General features: G+C 29.4%; 14 protein-coding genes. 8 read left to right on the top strand and 6 right to left on the bottom strand.

All coding sequences use genetic code 11. The features are described 5' to 3' along the window. Positions 1-43 precede the first annotated feature (43 nt). Positions 44-868, top strand: a complete 825-nt coding sequence (locus H518_RS0107995) for a lysophospholipid acyltransferase family protein (RefSeq protein WP_028888571.1) — start codon at positions 44-46, stop codon at positions 866-868. Between the two features lie 20 nt (positions 869-888). Next, positions 889-1,980: a M42 family metallopeptidase gene (locus H518_RS0107990; RefSeq protein WP_028888570.1), complete on the top strand. Its 1,092-nt coding sequence runs from the start codon at positions 889-891 to the stop codon at positions 1,978-1,980. Positions 1,981-2,070: 90 nt separating this feature from the next. Here the strand turns inward: H518_RS0107990 and H518_RS0107985 are convergent, their stop codons facing one another. Then, the gene (locus H518_RS0107985) at positions 2,071-4,581 is read right to left on the bottom strand and encodes a PIG-L family deacetylase (RefSeq protein ID WP_028888569.1); all 2,511 of its coding nucleotides are present in this window, start codon (positions 4,579-4,581) and stop codon (positions 2,071-2,073) included. Positions 4,582-4,659: 78 nt separating this feature from the next. After that, positions 4,660-6,087 (bottom strand): ATP-dependent DNA helicase, encoded by a 1,428-nt coding sequence (locus H518_RS0107980; protein WP_028888568.1) that lies wholly within the window; start codon positions 6,085-6,087, stop codon positions 4,660-4,662. 102 nt (positions 6,088-6,189) lie between these two features. On the opposite strand from H518_RS0107980, the gene H518_RS0107975 reads away from it, so the two are divergent. From H518_RS0107975 to H518_RS0107960, 4 genes are all read left to right on the top strand, one after another. Continuing rightward, positions 6,190-6,924 (top strand): hypothetical protein, encoded by a 735-nt coding sequence (locus tag H518_RS0107975; protein WP_028888567.1) that lies wholly within the window; start codon positions 6,190-6,192, stop codon positions 6,922-6,924. Further along, positions 6,869-7,729, top strand: a complete 861-nt coding sequence (locus H518_RS0107970; protein ID WP_262509211.1) for a DUF3822 family protein — start codon at positions 6,869-6,871, stop codon at positions 7,727-7,729. The genes H518_RS0107975 and H518_RS0107970 overlap by 56 nt, the downstream gene beginning before the upstream one ends. Beyond that, positions 7,729-8,274, top strand: a complete 546-nt coding sequence (locus tag H518_RS0107965; protein WP_028888565.1) for an RsmD family RNA methyltransferase — start codon at positions 7,729-7,731, stop codon at positions 8,272-8,274. The genes H518_RS0107970 and H518_RS0107965 overlap by 1 nt, the downstream gene beginning before the upstream one ends. A 195-nt stretch (positions 8,275-8,469) precedes the next feature. Next, a complete protein-coding gene (locus H518_RS0107960) occupies positions 8,470-10,707 on the top strand; it encodes a M1 family metallopeptidase (protein ID WP_028888564.1) in 2,238 nt (745 codons plus the stop codon). A 382-nt stretch (positions 10,708-11,089) separates the two neighbouring features. Here the strand turns inward: H518_RS0107960 and H518_RS0107955 are convergent, their stop codons facing one another. Together H518_RS0107955 and H518_RS0107950 are read right to left on the bottom strand one after the other, a co-directional pair. Next, entirely contained in the window at positions 11,090-11,524 is a 435-nt protein-coding gene (locus tag H518_RS0107955) for a hypothetical protein (protein ID WP_028888563.1), read from the bottom strand. 136 nt (positions 11,525-11,660) lie between these two features. Further along, on the bottom strand, positions 11,661-12,086 hold the full coding sequence (locus tag H518_RS0107950) for a DUF3995 domain-containing protein (protein WP_028888562.1): 426 nt from the start codon (positions 12,084-12,086) through the stop codon (positions 11,661-11,663). Positions 12,087-12,134: 48 nt separating this feature from the next. On the opposite strand from H518_RS0107950, the gene hutI reads away from it, so the two are divergent. Next, positions 12,135-13,373, top strand: coding sequence for an imidazolonepropionase (gene hutI / locus H518_RS0107945; protein WP_028888561.1), 1,239 nt, complete (start codon positions 12,135-12,137; stop codon positions 13,371-13,373). A 109-nt stretch (positions 13,374-13,482) separates the two neighbouring features. Here the strand turns inward: hutI and priA are convergent, their stop codons facing one another. Both priA and H518_RS0107935 read right to left on the bottom strand, forming a co-directional pair. Beyond that, positions 13,483-15,927, bottom strand: a complete 2,445-nt coding sequence (priA, locus tag H518_RS0107940; protein WP_028888560.1) for a replication restart helicase PriA — start codon at positions 15,925-15,927, stop codon at positions 13,483-13,485. Then, a complete protein-coding gene (locus H518_RS0107935; protein WP_028888559.1) occupies positions 15,927-16,613 on the bottom strand; it encodes a hypothetical protein in 687 nt (228 codons plus the stop codon). The genes priA and H518_RS0107935 overlap by 1 nt, the downstream gene beginning before the upstream one ends. Before the next feature lie 57 nt (positions 16,614-16,670). On the opposite strand from H518_RS0107935, the gene H518_RS0107930 reads away from it, so the two are divergent. Further along, the gene (locus tag H518_RS0107930) at positions 16,671-17,522 is read left to right on the top strand and encodes an alpha/beta fold hydrolase (RefSeq protein WP_028888558.1); all 852 of its coding nucleotides are present in this window, start codon (positions 16,671-16,673) and stop codon (positions 17,520-17,522) included. The last annotated feature ends 8 nt before the right edge of the window (positions 17,523-17,530 follow it).

Raw genomic sequence — 17,530 nt, 5'->3', positions numbered from 1 at the left:
TTTCTTTTGTAATTTAGCTTTTACATAAAAAAAACAATTACAAATGCCTTTATTAAAAAGGAATCCATTCGGACATATTTTACTACTAAAACGTTTTCTAATACAAGTACTGGGTGTTATTTCACACGGACGCTACCGTAAATTTAACGATTTACAAATTGAGGGTATGGATATTTTACGTAACCTTCCTGACAAAAATGTTTTGTTTATTTCAAATCATCAAACATATTTTGCTGATGTAGCCTCTATGTTTCATGTTTTTAACGCCGCTTTAAAAGGACGTGATGACAATATCAGAAACATCGGTTATTTATGGAATCCTAAGTTAAATATTTATTACATTGCTGCTGGAGAGACTATGAGAGCTGGTTTATTACCTAAAATATTCGCTTATGTAGGTTCTGTTTCTGTTGAAAGAACTTGGAGAAGTGAAGGTAAAGACATAAAACGAAAAGTAAAAATGTCTGATATTTCTAATATTCGTATGGCTTTAAATGACGGATGGGTTATTACTTTTCCGCAAGGAACTACCACCCCATTTAAACCTATTCGCCGTGGTACAGCACACATTATAAAAACATGTAAACCTGTTGTGGTACCTATTGTAATTGATGGATTTAGGAGGTCTTTTGATAAAAAAGGATTAAGAATAAAAAAGCGTAATGTTTTACAATCAATGGTTATAAAAGAACCCCTAGAAATTGATTACGAAAACGAAGAGGTATCGAGTATTATAGAAAAAATAGAATATGCAATAGAACAGCATCCATCATTTTTAAAGGTACTAACACCAAAGCAAATAAAAGAAGAACAAGAATATAGAGAGAAAAGACGTTTTTGGGGTTCAGAACATCAAAGTGAAGAATAAAAAAGAAATAATATATAATTATGGCTAATAATAAATCAATTTTAAATGAGAAATCAATCGATTTCTTAGCTAAATACTTAAATAATGCAGCGCCTACAGGATACGAGTGGGAAGGTCAAAAGATTTGGATGGACTATCTTAAGCCTTATGTTGATGAGTTTATTACCGACACTTATGGTTCGGCTGTAGGGGTTATTAATCCTGATGCTAAATATAAAGTAGTTATTGAAGGACATGCTGATGAAATTTCATGGTATGTAAATTATATTTCTGATGACGGATTAATTTATGTTATTCGTAATGGTGGTTCAGATCATCAAATTGCACCAAGTAAAATTGTAAATATTCATACTAAAAACGGTATTGTAAAAGGTGTTTTTGGTTGGCCAGCAATTCATACACGTAACAAAGCTAAAGAAGAAGCTCCAAAACCTGATAATATTTTTATTGACACTGGTTGTGCAACAAAAGAAGAAGTAGAAAAATTAGGAGTTCACGTTGGTTGTGTAATTACGTACCCAGATGAGTTTCATATTTTAAACGGTGATAAATTTGTTTGCCGTGCTTTAGATAATAGAATGGGTGGTTTTATGATTGCTGAAGTTGCTCGTTTATTAAAAGAAAACAAAAAGGAACTTCCTTTCGGATTATATATTACAAACTCTGTACAAGAAGAAATTGGTTTACGTGGTGCCGAAATGATTACACAAACTATAAAGCCTAATGTAGCTATTGTTACTGATGTAACTCATGATACTACTACACCAATGATCGACAAGAAAAAAGAAGGTCTTTTAGAGTTAGGTAAAGGTCCTGTAATTGCTTACGCACCTGCAGTACAACAAAAATTACGTGATTTAATTATTGATGCTGCTGAAGCTAACAAAATTCCTTTTCAACGTTCTGCCCTATCAAGAGCTACAGGTACCGATACCGATGCTTTTGCATATAGTAACGGAGGTGTTGCTTCTGCTTTAATTTCTTTACCATTACGCTACATGCATACAACGGTTGAAATGGTACACAGAGATGATGTTGAAAATGTAATTAAAATGATTTACGAAAGTTTATTAAAAATAGAAAATGGAGAAGATTTTTCTTATTTTAAGTAAAACTATATAACATAAGAAATAAAGTAATTTCTTAATAAAAAAGCCTCGAAAACATATTGTTCTCGAGGCTTTCTTTTATTTAAAGAGTAACTAAAGTTGTTCTTTAACCTTATCTTCCTTACCTACAGATAGCATATTTGCAAATAATTTATAAGCGCCAGAAACACCTACAGGTAACTCTCTAAAGAAGCTTAAACCTGTATATATATAATTTCCTTTACCATATTTAGCTATTAATAAACTACCTTCCTTGGCTGTTTCTCCTTTATCATGCATTGATAAAATTGGCGTGTATTCTTTACTCCATTTATTAGGAAAATACAACCCTCTTTCTTGAACCCAACCATTAAAATCTGCTTCAGTAACTTTATTCGGATAATTTAAAATTGAATGATCTTTAGCCAATAAAGTAACTTTTGCATTTTCATCTGTTACTCTATCTCTTGATAGTTTTAACTCAAATGGAGCTTTTACATCGACCCTTCTATTAGTATTATACTGAACAATCATATTACCACCGTTCTTTACAAATTCTAACAGATATTTTTGCTTAAATTGTAATTCTGATAAAGTATTATAAGCACGAATACCCACAACTACAGCGTCGTACTTTTGTAAGCTTTTTTCATTTATATCTTTTGGTTTTATTTCTACTACTCTATAACCTATTTGTCGTAAATTTTCAGGAATAGCATCTCCAGATCCTTGTATATACGCTATCTTATCACCTCTTTTCTTAATATTTAAACGAACTACTTTCGCTTGTGATGGTAATAAAACAGACTGTTTAGGTATATGCTTGTAATTAATCTCAACTAATTCTTTATCGTATTTTTTATTATCAATAGTAGCTATTGCCTTTAAAACTCCTTCCGATTGATTATTTGATGGTGTTATTTTAAAATCAATAAGCTGCTTATCTCCTTTTTGCGCTATACTAAATTTAGCCATTTTAGGTGATACACTCCACCCTTTAGGAACTTCTAAAGAAACTATACCATTTACATTTTTATCACCAGAACGCACTTCTAAAGAAACATTTTTAGCAGTGTCATTAGAAAAAATAAGTACTTTACTCTTTAACCTTGTCGTAACTTTAGGTAAAACTTCAAAAGGCTCATAAACCTCGCCTTCATCCCTTTTAGAATACCTATAAACAACAGGTATATTAAATGTAATTGGCTCGTTCTCGATAACCAGATTATAAGATATATGTACAGGCCTAATGCTTTCTGGGTTTCCGATTAGTTTTTTATTATTAACAGTATACATACCTAAGTCCCAAGGTTTATTTAACCAATATGGTGAAGAATAATCTACATTTTTAATAGTTATACTCTCTTTAAAATTTTGTTTTGAATTAGGTGCTAACTCCAGTTCTTTTGATATCTTTTTTCCTGTTGGAAGAATATCAATAGAAGACAGTTCAATTAATAGATTACTTCTATTTAATACTTCAAAGTTTACATTAAATGTACTATTTGGAATTGTACTTGATGCATTTGCAGAAGCTTCTAAATACAACCCAGCACAAGACTTTATAATTTGTTTAAGTTCTTTTGATTTTATTTTTTTCCAATGGGCATCTTTTAAGTTTTGAACTAATTTATAAGCTTTCATTAATTCACCAAGATGCTTTGATGGATTAACAAAATTAAAATTCTTTTCAACTTCATATAAAATAGCGCCTATTTCTCCACCTCCTTCTACCCTATTCCAAGTAGTATTAATTCCTGAAAAAATATCGTTTTTATCCTTAGGAAAATCTCCTTTTAAAAACTCAACATATTCTGTTTGACTTCCTCTAGTTGTTAACCGTCCAAAACCTTGACATAAATGCTGACTACTCGCCATAGAAGCTAGTTCGTTATTAGATAAACCTTTTAAAGGGTAATACGCTCCAATATCAAAACTTAACATCTTACTTTTATCCGCCTTTTCAAAATTCTCTCTACTTCCGTAAAACCACCAAGAAGTATTAAAGAACAAACGTTGTGGTTTCCATACACTTGTATTTTTTAATTGACTAGGATATTTTGTTTTGTCATTAGCTAAGTCGAAAGCCTCAACACTCAACATAGCAGAAGAGGTATGATGTCCATGCGTAGTACCCGGCGTTCTATGATTAAAACGGTTAATAATTACATCTGGTTTGAATGTTCGAATAGCCCAAACTACATCAGATAAAACGTTGTCTTTATTCCAAATTTTTAAAGTTTCATCTGGATGCTTCGAATAACCAAAATCATTCGCTCTAGAAAAACGTTGTTCTCCACCATCTACTCTTCTTGCAGCTAACAACTCTTGCGTACGAATTACACCTAACAACTCTCTCATTTCTGAGCCAATTAAATTTTGCCCTCCATCACCACGAGTTAACGATAAATAACCTGTTCTCGCTTTTTCATGATTTGCTAAATAAGCAATTAAACGTGTATTTTCATCATCGGGATGTGCTGCGATATATAATGCTGATCCTAAAAAATTTAATTTTTGAAGCTGCTCATAAATTTGATTCGATGTCAATTTTTGAGGTTTTTGAGCTGTTATTGATATAGAAATCAATAAAAAAGAAAAACAAAAAAGCGTTTTTTTGTACATTTTTAATGTTTTGGTTGATTAACAAATGTACCTTTTTTAACTTGTGTTTTTACGACATTAACAAAACGCTAACATAATTTACTCTAAAAAGCACTCATCTTTAAATCCTATTAAATATAATTTTTCTTGAGCTCTGGTAATTGCTGTGTATAACCACCTTAAATACTCTACACTTGGACCATCTGGTAAATAAGGTTGTTCTATAAAAATAGTGTTCCATTGCCCACCTTGAGATTTATGACAAGTCATAGCATATGAAAATTTTACTTGAAGTGCATTAAAATATTTATTCTTTTTCACCCCAATAAACTGCTTATATTTCGATTTTTCATGAGCAAAATCTTCTCTTACAGCTTCGTATAATTTATTTGATTCTTCATATGTTAAAGAAGGGCTCTCACTAGATAAGGTATCTAACAATAATACTGTTTCAAAAGGATGCATATCAGGATAATCAATCATTCTAACTTCAACTTCAGCAAATTTAAATCCATATAATTCTTTAATAGAATTGATACGCATAACTTCGCAAATATCACCATTAGCAATAAAACCTGCTGAAGAAGAATCTTTTAACCAAAAATAATTATTCTTAACAACCATAACATAATCGCCTGTAGAAATTTCATTCTCTTGCCCACGAATTGTTGTTCTTATTTGCTCATTATACTGGTTCGCTCTTTTATTTGATCGTACAATAATAGCTGTATCTTCTACTCCAATACTACCGTCATAAGCAGTTGTAATAGCATCTTGAATATCATAACCATCTTCTAATCTTACAATATCAGGATAACTTACATCAAATTGAAAATCAATGATATCATTTTGTACCAATAAACGTAAATTAGTAGCATTTGCTAAAATTCCTGAATCTTGCTGTTGACGTACTACTTCATCTAATTCAATCTCAGTAACATCTTTATTAAAACCAAAAGAAAGTCTATCAGCCTCTAACGCAGGACTAATAGTTAACTTAACAGGTGGTAACTGAGCTGTATCACCAATAAAAACAATTTTACAATTTTTACCTGAATACACGTATGAAATTAAATCATCTAGTAAAGAACCATTTTCAAACAGTTTTGAATTCTGTTGCGCATCAGATATCATTGAAGCCTCATCAACTATAAATATAGTATTTACATGTTTATTAGGCTGCATTACAAAACTTACTCCCCCATTACCTTCCTTTTTAGGAAAGTAAATTTTCTTATGTATTGTAAATGCTTGTTTTTTAGAATATCCTGAAATAACTTTAGCTGCACGTCCTGTAGGTGCTAATAAAACAGCTTTTTTACCAGCTTTCCACAAATTATTAACCACTGTACTTATTATGGTTGTTTTACCTGTACCTGCATATCCTTTTAATAAAAACAAAGCATCACTATTATCACCAAATATAAAACCTGTTAACTTATCTAATAACTCATTTTGCTTTTGAGTAGGCTGGTATGGAAATTTTTGAAGAATTTCTTTATAAAACTTAGGTGCTGATTCTATCATATTTCAAATAATTAACAAAGATATACCTATTTATACAGAAAAATTTTCATGATTGAAAAAAAATTGTAGATTTGCGTATATCATATATTAAAAACAAAAAAAATGAATTTATTATTAATGATTTTAGCGGCTGTAGTAGTTGCAATTCTTTTAGCAATACTAATAGTTAAGTTTATACCGTTAAAAATGAGATGGTTAGTGTCTATCTTACTTTTAGGAGCTACTGTATTTCTAGTATATAAAATTTACGGAGGAATTATGGAACCTATCCATTTCGCTAAAGACAAACAAGTACGATATGCTAAGGTTATTAAGAATTTAAAATTAATTCGTGATGCTGAAGTTAAATATAAAGAGGTTTATAGAACTTATACTGACAATAAAGACTCTTTAATAAACTTTATTGAAAACGGTAAACTAGCATTAATTGAAACTAGCAATATTGAAGAAAAAGTAGATAGAGGTGGTGGTATTTTCGTTACTATTTCTAAGAAGAAAATTGATACGACTGGTTTTGAACCTGTATCTAAATACTTTGAAGGTAAAGATTACAAAGGAATGTTTAATGTTCCTGGTACTGATAAGCAATTCGAATTAGCTATAGATAAAGTAGAAAAAGTAGCTGGTTTATTAGTTCCTGTTTTTGAAGCTAAAGCTGATAAAACTTCTATTTTAAAAGGTATGAGTACTTCTTTAGTAAAACAAGAATTAGAAGCTCTAGAAACTGACCAAATTAAAGGTGCATTTGTTTCTGTAGGTTCGTTAATTGAAGTAACGACTGGTGGAAACTGGCCTCCTTCTTACGATAAAGCTGAAACAATTGCTAAAAAAGAGTAAAAAAAGCAGCGTTATTGCGCAAAATAAAAATCTATCCATCCAATTTAGTTTGGATGGATTTTCTTTTTGTATTTCTAATTCTGATACAAAAGAAATAATAGTCTTTACAGAGTATTTTTTTGAAAAAGAACTAGATACACCTCAATTATTACTTCAAAAGATTATATCTATTTTTGGTGATGATAATGATTTACAACAAGACTTTTTATCAATATTTGCTGTTCATCAGAATAACTTATCTACACTTGTTCCTAACGAATATTTTGATAGAAGTAATTTAGACGCTTATTTAAAATATACTGTTAAAACATTAACAACAGATTTTATTACCTATGATTCTTTAGAATCAATAAATGCCAGTACAGTATATATTCCTTATGTAAACATTAATAATTATTTGTTTCAGAATTTTGGCGAGTTTGAATTTAAACACCATTCATCTATTTTAATAGACAAAATTTTAACCTTATCTAAAGGGAATACTGAAACGCAATTTTTCATCAATGTATCTTCAAATCAATTAGACATTATTGTATGTAAACAAGATAATTTAATTTTTAATAATTCATTTTCTTATACAACAAAAGAAGATTTCATTTATTATATTCTATTTACTGCCGAACAATTACAAATGAATCCAAACGAGTTTCAACTAACTTTTATTGGTAATATCAACAAAGATTCGGAACTTTATACTATTACTTATAATTATATACGTAATATTTACTTTTTTAAACCTATCTTAAACTTTTTTACAGATAGTGATGAATTTTCAAATCATTCAAACTTTATTTTAGTATCCTAATGAGAATTATTTCTGGAAAATATAAAAGCAGACGACTTTCTGCTCCAAAAAAACTACCTGTACGTCCAACAACAGATATGGCAAAAGAATCGCTTTTTAATATTTTAAATAACGATTATTATTTTGATAGTATTGCTGTCTTAGACTTATTTGCCGGAACAGGTAACATTAGTTATGAATTTGCTTCTAGAGGAACTTCAACAATACATGCTGTTGATGCTCATTTTGGATGTGTAAAATTCATAAATGAAACAGCTAAAGAGCTTGATTTAGATATTAACACTTATAAAAGTGATGTATATAAGTTTTTAGAAAAAACATCTTTAAAATCAGATGTTATTTTTGCTGATCCGCCTTATGATTTTGATGAAGCTCAATTTTTAAAAATTGCTGATCTTGTTTTTGAACGTGAACTTTTAAACGAAGATGGCGTTTTAATCATAGAACATTCTAAACATACTGACTTAACAAAACACCCAAACCATAGTTATGATAAACGTTATGGTGGTAATGTATTCAGTTTTTTCAGTTTAGAAACAACGTAAATACTATATATTTTTCGACGTGTAAAACAACGTTATTAAATTAATAGATTAAATGAAGTAATATAATATTACTTCATTTTTCTTTTTTATAGGTTCTATTTTAATTGTTTTTGTTAAAGTTTTAACAAAACTACTTTTCTACTAATCAAAATTCAGTAACTTTCGGATTATTTCAAAAATTAATCAAAATAGAAAATGAAAAAATATTCTACATTACTCTTTTCAGCTCTTTTTGTATCTGCTTCAATGTTTGCACAAGATGCAGCTAAAAAAGAAGTGCAAAAAGGTCATACAGATCAAAACAAATTTCGTCAATTGAAAGATGTATTAGCTACTCCAAATGATCAACGTACAGCTTCTGGTGCTCCTGGACATGCATATACACAACAAAAAGTTGATTATGTAATGGATTTGCGTTTAGATGAAGCTTCTAATAAATTGTATGGAGATGAAACTATAACTTACCATAATAACTCTAGAGATCAATTAGATTATTTATGGGTTCAACTAGATCAGAACATGCGTGCTCCAGATTCTAAAACACCGTTAGCAGAATCTAAAAGAGCTAATGGTTTTATGACTCCTGAAAAGTTTATTTCTGAAAACATGGATAAACCTAAAGGTTTTGGTTATAAAATTGAAGCTGTAAAAAATGCAGATGGTGTTGATTTATCATATACTATTAATCACACAATGATGCGTATTAATTTACCTAAGGCATTAGCTTCTGGTGAAGTTTTTAAATTTAAAATAAAATGGAATTATTTAATTAATAATTCTGTTAAAGATGGAGGCCGTTCTGGTTTTGAATCATTTCCTGATGGAAATAAAAACTATACGATCGCTCAATTTTTTCCTCGTTTAGCTGTTTATAACAATGTTGAAGGTTGGCAGAATATGCAATTTTGGGGTCGTAGTGAATGGGCTTTAGAATTTGGTGATTATGATGTAAGATTAACTGTACCTGCTGATCATATTGTAGATGCTACTGGTGAATTACAAAATGAGAAAGATGTTTTAACCAAAGAGCAACGTAAGCGTTGGGAAAAAGCTAGAAACTCATATAAAAACCCTGTTTTTATTGTTACTCAAAAAGAAGCTGAGGCTAACGAAAAGAAAAGAAGTACTAAAACTAAAACATGGCACTTTAAAGCAAATAATGTACGTGATTACGCATTTGCTTCATCTAGAAAATATATATGGGATGCTATGGCTGTAAAGATTAATGGCAAAAACATTATGGCTGTTTCATTATATCCTAAAGAAGGAAACCCTTTGTGGGAAGAACATTCTACAAAAGTTGTTGCTAATACTTTAGAAGAGTATTCTAAAATGACTTTCGATTATCCTTATTCAAAAGCTATTTCTGTTCATGCAAAAAATCAAGGGATGGAATATCCTATGATTTGTTTTAACTATGGTCGTCCTAATGCAGACGGTACTTATTCTGACAGAGTTAAAAACGGAATGATCGGAGTAATTACTCACGAAGTAGGTCATAACTTTTTCCCTATGATTGTGAATTCTGACGAACGTCAATGGACATGGATGGATGAAGGTTTAAACTCTTTTGTTGAAATTTTAGCAGAATTAGATTATGATCCAAAATTCAATACAGGTAATTTGCCAAAAGATATTGTTCGTTATATGAGTTTAGATCAAAAAAGATTAACTCCAATTATGGCGCAAGGTGACTATGTAAAAAACTTCGGTCCTAATGCATATACAAAACCAGCTGCTGGTTTATATATGTTACGTCAAACAATTATGGGACCTGAATTATTCGATTATGCTTTTAGAACTTACGCAAAAAGATGGATGTTTAAGCACCCTACTCCTGCTGATTTCTTTAGAACAATGGAAGACGCTTCTGGAATGGATTTAGATTGGTTCTGGAGAGGTTGGTTCTACTCTACTGATTACTCTGATATTGGTCTTAAAGAAGTGAAAACACTTTACGTTACAGATAAACAAACTGATAGAGTAAAAGAATTAATAAAAACAAACCCACGTGCAAAAGCTTATTTTGCATCATTAGGTGATTTAGTTTTCTTAACAGATAAAAAAGAAGATGCAAATACAGATAAAGTAGAAAGCTATATTAATTCTTTATCAGCTGACAAAAAAGCTACTTTAAAAGTGTTGCCTAAATATATCTATCAAGTTGAATTTGAAAAACCAGGAGGTTTGCCAATGCCACTTATAGTTGAATTAACATATACTGACGGTAGTAAGAAACGTGATGTTTTTCCTGCACAAATTTGGATGAAAAATGATAAAAAAGCATACAGAGTTTTTACTTCTGATAAAGAGGTGAAAAGTATTGTAGTTGATCCTGATTTAGAAACTGCTGATATTGATACTTCAAATAACAGTTGGCCAAAGAAAACTAATAGTAAATTTGATCAATTTAAAGGTAAAGTTAAAAACTAATATTTTTTTCGTTTATATATACAAAAACCCGCTTTATAAGCGGGTTTTTGTATATATAAATATGTCACGTTTAAAAAAAATAGTATTACTTTAAAATAACATACAAGTAAGTAATATTATGTAGAGGGAGTGTCTTTTTAAGATAGAAATATTAATATTTATTAAAGGATATACTATTCTAATAAATACCAATAATTTTTGAGGAAACGTTATTACATCTGATATATAATAACTACTAAAAAGAGCTAATTATATAAAAATTGACGATCTTATTTTAATCAAACTAAAACCTAATTAACTTCACAAAAAAAGGCAGTGACATATAAATCACTACCTTTTTTTATTTATTTGAAATGCTATCTCAAAATAGCAAGAATTATTTTTACTTTCTAAATAACTTATTAACCTCGTCTAAAGTTAATAATCTAGATTCCGTAAGAACATCTGGTTCACGGCTTACATATTGTTCTATTTGCAATTTAATTATACCATCTTCTCTTTCATATTTTAAATAAACTACATCTCCATTTGCTTTTATTTGATATTTACTCCCTGCAGCTTCATCAAAACCTCTAACCATAATTTGATGTAACTTATCAGCATCATTATCTACATTTTTAAATGTAAAAGATACATATTCATTTATCGGGTTATTAATGTTTTTATAAAATAAATTATAAGCTTCATCACCTATTTTCTCCAAGTAAACAAATTCTACTCGTCCAACAATTTCAACTTTTGCTGTTTCAATGAATTCAATTTGAGAATACGATACAAGTGAAAAAAATAATGCTGCTAAAAAAAATAGTTTCTTCATAAATTTAAGGGTTTAAAAGTTTGATATAAATGTATTTAATTATAATTAGAAATTATAACGTTTTAAAATAAAAAAAATTATAGTTCAAATATAAACTTATATGAGCAATTTATTTAAAATATCATTGATTGAATAATTACACATACAAAATTATCACACCTATTATACTTAAAAACAGACATAAAGGAGAGAAGTAGTTTGTATCATTTTTAGCAAACATTGTATTTTTTGTTTTCTTAAAAAAACCAACATAATTAAAATCACCAATACTTCTTATAAAGAAGACTGCTAAAACTACATACAGTCCTGTGTTAGTAATCGAATTGGGCACAAAATAAACAGTTACAACTTTTGCTTTTACGGCATATAAAACGGCTGCAAATGCTAATAAACATGCAACAATAATAGTAATTATTTTACTAGGTTTTAATTTCAAATTATTTTCTTCATCTGTTGGCAAAACAGCTTTATAGCCCCACTTAACCCCAAATGCCCATAAAAAATGGATTATAGATAAAAACATAAGTATTAAAAAAGCTATCCAACCTAAAAAATAAACCATCTTTTATAGTTTTTACGTAGTTTTGTGTTACAAATTTAAGAAAACAACATGACAACTTTATTAATAAATATTAAGGAGTTAATACAAGTAAGAGAAACTTCTGTAAAAAAAGTTTCAGGAAAAGAAATGAATATTTTACCAACTATAAAAGATGCTTTTCTATTAATTGAAAATGATATAATTATTGATTTTGGTACTATGAATAATTTATCTGTTTCTTCTGATAATATTATTGATTGTAAAGGTAAAATGATTCTTCCTACTTGGTGTGATTCACATACACACATTGTATATGCAGGAAATAGAGAACAAGAATTTGTTGATAGAATTAACGGATTAACCTATGAAGAAATTGCGAATAACGGAGGTGGAATTCTAAATTCAGCAAAAAAACTACAAGAAACATCAGAAGATGATTTATACAACCAATCAGCTGTTCGTTTAGAAGAGGTTATGAAACTTGGTACTGGTGCTGTAGAAATTAAATCGGGTTACGGTTTAACTGTTAATGCTGAATTAAAAATGTTACGTGTTATAAAAAAATTACGCGATAACTATAAATTACCAATCAAAGCTACTTTTTTAGGAGCACATGCTTTTCCTAAAGAATATAAAGATAATAAAGAGGGATATATTAATTTAATTATTAATGAAATGTTACCTAAAATAGCTGAAGAAAAATTAGCTGACTTTATTGATGCTTTTTGTGAAACAGGTTATTTTTCAGTTGAAGATACTGATCGAATTTTAGAAGCGGGAAAAAAACATGGATTAACACCCAAAGTACATGTAAATCAATTTACAACAATTGGCGGAGTTCAAGTAAGTGTAAAACATGATGCTTTATCTGTAGATCATTTAGAGATAATGAATTCTGATGATATTGATGCCTTAAAAGGTACTAAAACAATGCCAGTTGCACTGCCTTCTTGTTCTTATTTTTTAAGTATACCATATACGCCAGCAAGAGCTATTATTTCAGCAGGTTTACCATTAGCTTTAGCTACTGATTTTAACCCTGGATCTACGCCTTCTGGAAATATGAACTTTGTAGTTGCTACTGCTTGTATTAAAATGAATATGACACCTGAAGAAGCTATTAATGCTGCAACTATAAACGGAGCTTATGCAATGAACTTAGCAGATGAAGTTGGTAGTATTACCAAAGGTAAAAAAGCGAACTTTATTATTACAAAAGAAATTTTAAGTTATGGCGCAATACCTTATAACTTTGGTTCGGTATTAATTGACTCTATTTTTATTAATGGAAAAGAAATAGACAAGTAAAACTCTAAAAGTAGAAAATAACTTTAGGTTTATTTCTTAAATAAAAACCTAAAAATAAAAAAGCCCTAATAAGGGCTTTTTTATTTGACATTTTAATTAAAATTCGTTTTTAATAAGCATCTACATCAATAATAAAACGGATGGGTCTAAAATCTTTTACTGCTTCAAAAGTGTTTTTAATCTTTACGATTTGCTCTTTTGTTTTCCCTAATGATTGTTTTGGCGGAATTTTAATCACCAAATTTTTAATATATAAATTTCGAACACGAGAAACAGCAGGCGCACTTGGACCTAAAACATTGTCTTTAAATACATTTTGCAATGATTTTGTTAACCAATTTATACCGCTATCAACTCTAGCATAATCTTTATGCTTTAGCGTAATTTTAATAACCTTATAGTATGGCGGATAATGAAATTGCCAACGTTCTTGTAACTGCTCTTTATACATTTCTGTATAATTAGTTGTAGAAACTTGTTGTAAAATTTGATGATACGGATTAAATGTTTGTATCGCTACTTTTCCTTGTTTTTTGGTACGTCCCGCCCTACCCGATACTTGTACCATTAATTGATAAGCTCGTTCATGAGCTCTAAAATCTGGAAAATTTAGCATAGAATCAGCATTTAAAACACCAACTAATGATACATTTTCAAAATCTAAACCTTTAGACAACATTTGTGTACCTACCAAAATATCAATTTCCTGTGCTTCAAAAGCACCAATTATTTTTTGATAACCATATTTACCACGAGTCGTATCTAAATCCATTCGTCCGATGTTATGCTTCGGAAAAAGTTCTTTTAACTCTAACTCTATCTGTTCGGTACCAAAACCTTTTGTATCTAGTGATGCGCTACCGCAAGCACCACAATTATTAGGCATTGAGCGTTGGTAATGACAATAATGACATTTTAATTCTCGTCTAAACTTATGAAAAGTTAAACTTACATCACAATTGGGGCACTGTGGAGAAACACCACAAGTTGTACATTCAACAACTGGTGAAAAACCACGACGGTTTTGAAATAGAATTACTTGTTCTTTTTCTTCTAATGCCTCATTTATCATTAATAATAAACGATCAGAAAAAAGCCCTTTCATCTCCTTTTTTCGATGTTTTTCTTTTACATCAATTAATTCAATTTTAGGTAATTGAATACTACCAAAACGCCTTGTTAATTCAACAAAACCATATTTGTTTTGTTTTGCATTAAAATAACTTTCTAACGATGGAGTTGCTGAACCTAATAATACTTTTGCTTTGTGTAAATGTCCTAAAACAACTGCTGCGTCACGCGCATTATATCTTGGTGATGGTTCAAACTGTTTATAGGAAGTTTCATGCTCTTCATCAATTACAATTAAACCTAAGTTAGAAAACGGTAAAAAACCTGATGAACGTGCACCTAAAATAATTTGAGCTTTTGGTTTGTTTTCTAGTACGTTATTCCATACTTCAACCCGTTCATTCATTGAATACTTTGAATGAAATACTGATATGAAATTTCCAAAATAACGCTGTAAACGAGCAATTATTTGTGTGGTTAAGGCAATCTCTGGTAATAAAAATAGCACTTGCTTTCCTTCAGCAATAACCTCTTTAATTAATTTTACATAGATTTCTGTTTTACCAGATCCCGTAACTCCGTGAAGTAAGGTTACATTTTGAGTTTCAAAAGAGGTTTTAATTTCTTTAAAAGATTGTTGTTGAAACTCATTTAATTCTTTTATTTGATTTGTATCTCCTTTAAAATTAATTCTATCTGTTTGTATTTCATAAAACTCAAAAATATCCTTTTCTACTAATGCTTTTATTACTGCAGAAGATGCCCCTGATTTTTCTTCTAGTTCTTTTGCTTTTATAGGCTTTTTAGCTACCGATAATTGAAAATACACCAACACAGCTTCACGTTGTTTTTTTGCTCTAGAAAGTACTTCTAATAACTCTTGAAGCGCTTCATTAGCCGTGTATTTTTCATTTAAACGAACATACTTTACTAATTTTGGTTTATAGGTCTCGTAAATTTCTTCTTTAATAAAGGCAGCTTCTTTGCTTATTAAACCATCAATAATAGGCAAAACTGTTTTCTTTCCTAAAATATCTGCTACTTGGTGAATTGTTAATTGAGAATGGTGTTGTAAAGCCTCAAATATTAAAAACTCTTCATCTGTTAAAGTAGTTTCGTCTGTAAAGCTCTCATTCTTATAAATAATCGTTTCACTTTCTAACAAAAAAGCCGATGGTAATGCTGCTCTATATACATCACCTAAAGAACACATATAGTAACTAGAAATCCATTGCCAATGTTTTAATTGACGTTCAGTTACAATAGGATTATCATCTAAAATTTGATGAATATCCTTCGCTTTGTATAATTCCGGAGCATTTTGATGAATATTAAACACCAACGCAGTATAAATTTTACTTTTACCGAAAGAAACAGCAACACGCATTCCTTTTTTGAGGAATGAATATTCAGCTTCATTTACAGCATATGTAAACGTTTTTTGCAGTGGAATGGGTAATATTACGTCGATGAAATATGTCATTAATATATATCTATAGGAATTGGTGGTGGAGATGAAGGTGGTGGTGGAATTGGAATATATATAGATAAATTCAAAGGATAAACTTTTTTTAATGAATCTATTTTCTTCGTTCTTTTAAAACTTTCTATAAAATTGAAATACGCTACTGAAACAGTATCTAATTTAGATTTTAATTTAATTTCTTCTTCTTCAAAATCATTTGCAGAACTAACCAATGTTAAAAAAGTAATTACTTTATGAGGTAAATCAGATAAATTAGGTTTCTCACCTCTATTCATAAATTGTTTTGACAATAGTTTTTCATATTTTTTAACAGTGAATTTTTCATTATATAATAGCCCCATAGAAACACTATCAGATTTATAATTAACATATAAAGTGTTCTTTTCTTTAATTAATACACATCCAAAACTACTACACTTTGTGTATTCTCTTACATAAAGCTTTAAATCATAATTATTATTCCTAAAATAAAACTCTTTACTCTCACTTTCTTTATCACAAACTATGTTTTCTAATTCTGAAAAATGTTTAATTGAATCTAATGATATGATTAATATAGAATCCGTGCTTTTTTGAGTAGGAAAGACGTCTTTCATTGTTAAAACTCTTTCTTTTGGAGTTTCAACACAAGAAACTATCAGTAATAATAAGATAGGTATTATATATGTGATAAGCTTTTTCATCTAATATCAAAACTACATAAAATTCACTACATTGTAAATAGAAAAATCAAGGTATTTATGACTTCATTAGAGTGGAAAACGAAAGGAAAATTTATTAAAATTAATAAGCATACTCTTTTTGTTATTGATGAAGGAAATTCTGAAAACACTTTGGTTATTTTACACGGATATCCTACTTCTTCATTTGACTATTATAAATCCCTTCCCTATTTAACCAAACAATACCGAGTAATTATTCACGATCATTTAGGTTTTGGTTTTTCAAACAAGCCTTTAAACTATTCTTATTCTTTAATTGAACAAGCCGATATGGCTTTACTTTTATGGAAAAAATTAGCGCTACAAAACATAACATTATTAGCACACGATTATGGTACAAGTGTTGCTACTGAAATTATTGCAAGACATAATCAGAAACAATTAAATATTAATATAAAAAAACTGATTCTTAGCAACGGAAGTATGCATATTGAATTGGCTAAATTAAGAACCATCCAAAAATTATTAAAGAATAAAATTACAGGAAAATGGGTTGCTAAATTGGCAAATCAAGCAATTTTCAATAGAAATATCCGAAATATTTATTTTGATGCATCAAAAATATCACAAGAAGAACTTAATGAAATGTGGTTTCAAATTAATTACAACAACGGAAGAAATGTTATTCATTTATTAAGTAATTATATAAACGAACGTTACTTCTTTTGGTATCGTTGGATTGGTGCTTTAACACAAACTAAAATTGAAACTAACATTATTTGGGCTACTCACGACCCTATTGCTGTAAAAGCCATCGCCGAACAATTACACAAAGAAATACCGAATAACGAATTGCATTGGTTAGAAAACACAGGACACTTCCCTATGTTAGAAAAGCCGAAAGAATGGAGTGATTTAGTTTTAAAATAATTTTATAC

The organism is Tenacibaculum ovolyticum DSM 18103 (assembly GCF_000430545.1).
GTDB classification, from domain to species: domain Bacteria; phylum Bacteroidota; class Bacteroidia; order Flavobacteriales; family Flavobacteriaceae; genus Polaribacter; species Polaribacter ovolyticus.
Note: the sequence above shows the minus strand (reverse complement) of the source record. Positions and strands in the feature narration are given on the sequence as shown.

Bases quoted from the DNA above. Each gene is read 5' to 3' on its own strand.
- H518_RS0107935 (WP_028888559.1), bottom strand. From the start codon at position 16,613: ATGAAAAAGCTTATCACATATATAATACCTATCTTATTATTACTGATA.
- H518_RS0107980 (WP_028888568.1), bottom strand. From the start codon at position 6,087: ATGATAGAATCAGCACCTAAGTTTTATAAAGAAATTCTTCAAAAATTT.
- H518_RS0107930 (WP_028888558.1), top strand. From the start codon at position 16,671: ATGACTTCATTAGAGTGGAAAACGAAAGGAAAATTTATTAAAATTAAT.
- priA (WP_028888560.1), bottom strand. From the start codon at position 15,927: ATGACATATTTCATCGACGTAATATTACCCATTCCACTGCAAAAAACG.
- H518_RS0107965 (WP_028888565.1), top strand. From the start codon at position 7,729: ATGAGAATTATTTCTGGAAAATATAAAAGCAGACGACTTTCTGCTCCA.
- H518_RS0107960 (WP_028888564.1), top strand. From the start codon at position 8,470: ATGAAAAAATATTCTACATTACTCTTTTCAGCTCTTTTTGTATCTGCT.
- H518_RS0107985 (WP_028888569.1), bottom strand. From the start codon at position 4,581: ATGTACAAAAAAACGCTTTTTTGTTTTTCTTTTTTATTGATTTCTATA.
- H518_RS0107950 (WP_028888562.1), bottom strand. From the start codon at position 12,086: ATGGTTTATTTTTTAGGTTGGATAGCTTTTTTAATACTTATGTTTTTA.
- H518_RS0107990 (WP_028888570.1), top strand. From the start codon at position 889: ATGGCTAATAATAAATCAATTTTAAATGAGAAATCAATCGATTTCTTA.
- H518_RS0107975 (WP_028888567.1), top strand. From the start codon at position 6,190: ATGAATTTATTATTAATGATTTTAGCGGCTGTAGTAGTTGCAATTCTT.
- H518_RS0107995 (WP_028888571.1), top strand. From the start codon at position 44: ATGCCTTTATTAAAAAGGAATCCATTCGGACATATTTTACTACTAAAA.
- hutI (WP_028888561.1), top strand. From the start codon at position 12,135: ATGACAACTTTATTAATAAATATTAAGGAGTTAATACAAGTAAGAGAA.
- H518_RS0107955 (WP_028888563.1), bottom strand. From the start codon at position 11,524: ATGAAGAAACTATTTTTTTTAGCAGCATTATTTTTTTCACTTGTATCG.